Here is a 1,653-nt window from a genome sequence, read left to right on the forward strand (position 1 = left end):
AAAGGTGTCTCCAACGGAGCTGTGTCAGGGCAAGCGCAAACAACTTACGATGCTGTTGTAGCAGGCTATTTAGCCCAAAACTATGAGTTGGTTTCTCAGGAAGCGCTACCGAATCAATTTGACACCAATGATACGGTTGATCAGAATGTCACTATTCGTCTGCGTCATAAAACAACCTCAGTAGCAGAAGAAAAGACGGTTAAGGAAACTATCCATTATATTTATGATGGCGGTGCCACAGCAGCTCCAGACCACACTAGTAGCTTAAAATTCACCAGAACAGCAACAACTGACCTTGTTACAAATGTTACAACTGGTGATTGGACAGCGGAAAATGGAACAAGTTTTGTGGCCGTAACATCACCAACAATCAAAGGTTACACTCCAGATTTAGCGGAGGTTCCAGCAGTTGACAATATTACGGCTAACAGTGCCAATATCGAAAAGACAGTCGTTTATACGGCTAATCCAGCTAGTGCAAAGGTCACTTACATTGATGACACAACAGGGGAAACGCTTGAAACAAAGGATTTGAATGGACTTTATGGGCAGACTGATCCTTATCGAACAGCTGAAACCATTAAGACGTATACCGATCGAAATTATGAACTCGTTTCAGATAATTATCCAACAAATGGTGTAACCTATAATGAAACTCTTCAAACCTTTGAAGTTCATCTACGTCATAAGGTAACTGCAGTTCAAGAAACAAAGATAGTCACAGAGACCATCAAGTATGTTTATGAAGATAACACACAGGCAGCGGCTACTAAAGTTCAGACTTTGGATTTTGAGCGGATTAACACCAAGGATCTGGTGACTAATAAGATTGTCCATAAGGGGGCTTGGGCTCCGTCTACCGGAACCTTCCCAGAGGTAGTTTCTCCAAAGGTTGATGGTTATACACCAGATAAGGCAACTGTAGCAGCCGTTGAACAGATTACGGGAGATAGCGCAGATATTGAAGAAACGGTTACCTATAAAGCAGATAAGCAAAAAGTAACCTATACGATCATTGACGACACTGCCCAAAAAACGCTGAAAGATAAGGAATTACTAACAAGTGGCAACTCTGATACTCCTCTTCCAGACAGTGCCCGAGAAAGATATGATTTAATGGTGAATGCTTACCTAGCTCAAGGTTATGAATTGGTTTCGAAAGAGCAGCTTCCAGCTAAGTTCGACCTTGACAGTAGCCACGATCAAAATGTGGTTGTTCACTTGAAGCATGGTACAACTGATATCCAAGAAAGCAAGTCTGTAAACTTGACTGTTCGTTACCATGGTGCCGGTGACCAGACACCAGAAGATAAGGTGCAAACAGCGACTTGGACTCGTACAGTAACAAAAGATAAAATCAGAGGTACAGAGGTTTCAACAACACCTTGGACAAGCGACAAAGTAAACTATGATGCAGTCCCATCACCAGTGATTCCAGGTTACAGCGTAGACATTGCGACTGTTCCGTCTGAAGCAGTTACCCAAGAGAATATTGTCAAGGATGTGCATTACACAATCCAAACTCAAAAAGTTACGTACACAGTTGTAGATGAGACAACAGGTCGAACTCTGGAAAACCAAGTGGAATTGACAACAGGTGAATCAGGTGTAGCTCTTCCAGCTGCTGCGAAAACGAAATACGATACCATAGTC

1 protein-coding gene is annotated in these 1,653 nt (G+C 42.5%); it reads left to right on the forward strand.

Going from position 1 to position 1,653, the window contains the following annotated elements; all coding sequences use genetic code 11:
* A partial coding sequence (locus FXF62_RS10675; protein WP_455750035.1) for a mucin-binding protein occupies positions 1-1,653 on the forward strand: 1,653 nt, incomplete at both ends.

The sequence above is a fragment of the Streptococcus cristatus genome, assembly GCF_008369405.1.
Lineage (GTDB): Bacteria > Bacillota > Bacilli > Lactobacillales > Streptococcaceae > Streptococcus > Streptococcus cristatus_G.